This window comes from Niastella populi, assembly GCF_002078015.1.
GTDB lineage: Bacteria > Bacteroidota > Bacteroidia > Chitinophagales > Chitinophagaceae > Niastella > Niastella populi.
Genome location: NZ_LWBP01000038.1, coordinates 1 through 4430, shown reverse-complemented (window position 1 = coordinate 4430; position 4430 = coordinate 1). Strand labels below are relative to the sequence as shown.

2 protein-coding genes are annotated in these 4430 nt (G+C 43.1%); both read left to right on the top strand.

The genetic code is table 11. The features are described from left to right. Nucleotides 1-3200, top strand: a 3200-nt coding sequence (locus tag A4R26_RS05700) for a condensation domain-containing protein (RefSeq protein ID WP_242674831.1), incomplete at its 5' end; no start/stop codon positions are given. Continuing rightward, the coding region (locus A4R26_RS05695) for an amino acid adenylation domain-containing protein (RefSeq protein WP_133054559.1) at nucleotides 3197-4430 on the top strand (1234 nt) is incomplete at its 3' end. The genes A4R26_RS05700 and A4R26_RS05695, both read left to right, overlap by 4 nt.

Genomic DNA, 4430 nt, shown 5'->3' with positions numbered 1-4430 from the left:
AGGCCATAGTTTTAGCCAAAGAGAATGAGTCAGGAGAAAAGGAGCTGGTAGCATACCTCACTTCCAATGTTGAGCAAAATACCGGCGATCTAAGAGCGTATTTAGAACAAACGCTGCCGGTGTATATGCTTCCGGCCTGCTTTGTACAGCTCGAAGCAATGCCGTTGACCGCTAATGGCAAAATAGATAAGAAGTCACTGGCAAACATGGAAGGACTGGAACTGCCCGGTGGCGTAGCATATGTTGCTCCACGCACCGGGCAGGAAAAAGTTTTAGCCTTGGTGTGGTCAGATGTTTTAAAAAGGAAAATCATTGGCGTTAAGGATAGTTTCTATAATCTCGGGGGAGATTCTATCAAGTCCATCCAGGTAGTTGCGCGATTAAAGCAGAAGGGTTATACATTAAAAGTAGAACACCTGCTAAGAACACCGGTACTGGAAGAACTATCCCTGTTAATGCTGCATAACAGCCAGATCATCGATCAGTCGGAGGTAAAGGGATCAGTAGAACTGACACCTGTTCAAAAATGGTTTTTCGAAGAACCGGGAATTAAAGTACACAATCATTATAACCAATCGGTTTTACTACAGAGTAAAGAGCGAATCGATAAAAAAATACTGGAGAAGACTATAGCGGATCTCACCCGGCATCACGATACCCTTCGGATGATTTATAAACAGCGCGAAGGAGTATGGGAGCAGTTTAATCAGGATACAAGCGCAAGTGGCTACAGCATCAACTTTTATGACTTAAGGGAAGTAGATGATGCGCCGCGTGAAATGGCACGGTTGGGAGAAGTGCTACAATCGGGCATGAAGTTATCTGAAGGCCCTTTATTCAGCGTTGCGCATTTCAGGTTGCAAGATGGTGACCGTTTGGGTCTGATCATTCACCACTTGCTGGTGGATGGAGTTTCGTGGCGTATACTTTTAGAAGACCTGTCGGCTTTATACTCCGGCTATAAAGCAGGCGAAAAACCAGGGTTGCCCTTAAAAACAGATTCTTTTCAGAGATGGGCTTTGCTTCAAAAACAATACGCGACAGGTAAAAAGCTTGAAAAGGAGCGAACTTACTGGCGGCAGGTCTGTGATCAGCAGATCGCAGGTTTAGCGCAGGATAAGGTAATAAAAAAAGGTCAGCCGGCTCTGATAGATTCAGCTGAATCCTTCGGCCTGGATAAGAAGACCACCGTGCTATTGCAAACCCGTGTTCATGGTGTTTATAATACAGAGATAAATGATGTGCTGCTGGCATGTCTGGGTATCGCGCTGAAAGAAGTTTTGTCTGCAGATAAAAGCGTCTTAATGATGGAAGGTCATGGAAGAGAGGAGATCATCGATGGAGTAGACATCAGCAGAACAGTTGGCTGGTTTACTACGATCTATCCATTTGTATTGAATGTTTCCAACGCTTCCAGCCAAACAGAATGCTTAGTAAACGTAAAAGAAGATTTACGAAGTGTACCAAACAAGGGAATCGGTTATGGTATCCTCAAATACTTAAGCCAGGAAGGACTTGAAGATAAACTTACTCCACAGATCACCTTTAATTACCTGGGAGACTTTGGCGCAAATGTATCCAATGATGAGGGTTCGCTATTTGAATATGCCTCAGCGTATATCGGATCAAATGTACCGAAAGAGAATACAACTGATGCGATACTGGATGTATCAGGGATGCTGGTAAAGGGAGAACTGGGTATGTCGATCCGTTATTCAGGTTCGAGATATGACGCGGCAACGATCAAAAAATTAGCTAAGTCTTATAAGAAGAACTTACAGTTGCTGATAGAAGAATTAGCTAAGAGTAAGCAGACTTATCTGACCCCCTCGGATGTAAGCTTCAAAGGGCTGAGCCGGCAAGAGCTGGCAAAGCTAAACGCAGACCATACACTGGAAGATGTGTACGAATTATCTCCTTTACAGGAGGGAATATATTACCACTGGTTAGCTGAAAGCTCCGGCTTGCTTTATTTGGAGCAGACCTCCTACAGGGTGCGGGCTCAGGTACTGGATATAGAAAAGTTAAAAGGAGCTTACGATCAGTTAACAGCGAGACATGCTGTCTTGCGTACCAGTTTCAGTACTGATTATGCCGGCAGGTCTTTACAAATAGTAAGGAAAAAAGTAGCCAGTAATTTTACTTATGAGAAGCTGGATAGAGAGGCGGATCAACAGGCACTGTTACAAACGATTAAGGAGAAAGACAGGGAGCGGGGATTTGATCTGGGCAGTGGTTCGCAGATGCGCCTGCATGTGATTGATCTATCAGCAGGAGAGTATGAGTTTATCTGGAGTCACCATCATATTCTAATGGATGGCTGGTGCACGAGTGTGCTGATCAATGACTTTAATGAACTGTTGAGCGCGGCTATAACGGGGAGTACAGCAGCGCTCCCACCGGTAATGCCTTACTCCAATTATATCAATTGGTTAAAAAACATCGACAGGGAGCGTTCACTTGGTTACTGGAAGGATTACCTTAAAGGTTACTTATCTCCGGCAGAGATACCCTTCAGGTCAGGAGCAGCAGACACTACTTTTGTCGAATCCAGTGAACACCTGCAGATAGGTGGCGATCTGTTTAAGAAAATGGATACCCTTTGCAGCGTGTTAGGCATTACCCACAATACGTTTGTACAAGGGGTATGGGGGTACTTGTTGTCACGCTATAACAACACGAATGATGTAGTGTTTGGCGCAGTGGTGTCCGGTCGTCCGGCCGAACTGGCCGGGGTTGAAGAGATGATCGGACTGTTCATCAATACGATTCCGGTAAGAGTACAGTATGCTCCGGATGCTACGCCTGTTGAACTGTTACAATCACTGCACGAACAATCGATACAGAGTACAGCCCACCATTATATGAATCTGTCAGAAGTTCAGTCGCAGAGTGAACCGGGCATGGCGCTGATGGATCATATCATGGTATTTGAGAACTATGCAGTAAAGGAATTGGGAAATGAAGGAGTACTACATGCGCATCGTAAAGAAGGGCTAACTATAGAATCACTGGAAGTTTTTCGACAGGCAAATTATAATCTTAACCTGACAGTTCATCCTGCTTTAACTTCTATCAGCATAATTATAAATTACAATCAAAATTATTACAGTAAACTATTGATTGGGCGAATAACAAATCACCTTGATAGTGTAGTAAATAAATTTATAGAGCATCCAAATCAAGCATTGAACATATGAATTTCCTATCCAAAGAAGAAGAGTACGAGTTATTGGTCACATTTAATGACACAGGGGTCGCTTATTCCAAAAACAAGACGATCGTTGACTTGTTTGAGGAACAGGTTGCGAAGACGCCAGCTAAGATAGCGGTAGTATTTGAGGATAGAGAGCTAACCTATCAGGAGCTCAATGAGCGGTCCAATCAACTTGCTCATTACCTGGGAGATAATTATGACATTCAGCCTGATGATCTGGTGGGCATCAAACAGGAGCGCAGTGAGTGGATGATTATTTCGATACTGGGGGTATTAAAGGCAGGAGGGGCTTATTTTCCAATCGATCCGGAATACCCTCAGGAAAGAATAGACTACATTGAAGCGGATACCAAATGTAAGATATGCCTGGGTGAAACTGAACTAAGTAAGTTCAAAGAGAGCCGGGAGGAATATTCCATTGAAAAATCAGCTTCGATAACCCAACCAGATAACCTCGCTTATGTGATCTATACCTCAGGCTCCACCGGGAGGCCAAAAGGGGTAATGGTGGAGCATGCTTCCCTGATAAATTATATAAAATGGGCGCAATCAAAATATTGGAATGGTTCATCGCCTTTAAATTTTGGGTTGTTTACGTCTTTGTCATTTGATTTAACAGTGACAAGTATCTTCTTACCATTAATAAGTGGTGGCGAACTGCATATTTTTAACAGCAGCACACATGTTACAACCATTTTAAAAGAATACTTTGAGAGCGAACTAAGTTTTATAAAATTGACTCCTGCGCATATCGGTTTGCTTGGCCAACTTGATTTAAAAAGTGAAAAAGTTCAAATAGCAATAGTTGGTGGAGAAAAACTTGAACACACTCATGTAGAGATACTGAGGAAACTAAATCCGGCAATTCGGATCTATAATGAATACGGCCCAACGGAATCGACGGTTGGATGTACCGTAAAGGAGATCGGATTTGAAAAAGAAGCTATTTTAATAGGATGTCCTATTGCCAATACACAGATCTACATTTTAAATGAAAAAGAAGAGCTCCAGCCGGTAGGAATAATCGGCGAGATTTGCATAGGAGGCAATGGTTTAGCCAGGGGCTATTTGAACCAGGAAGAGTTAACCAAAGAAAAGTTCATAGCGAGTCCATTCAAAGAAGGAGAACGCCTGTACAAGACCGGAGATTTAGGCAGATGGCTTCCCGATGGCAACATAGAATTTATAGGCAGAAAAGATGATCAGGTAAAGA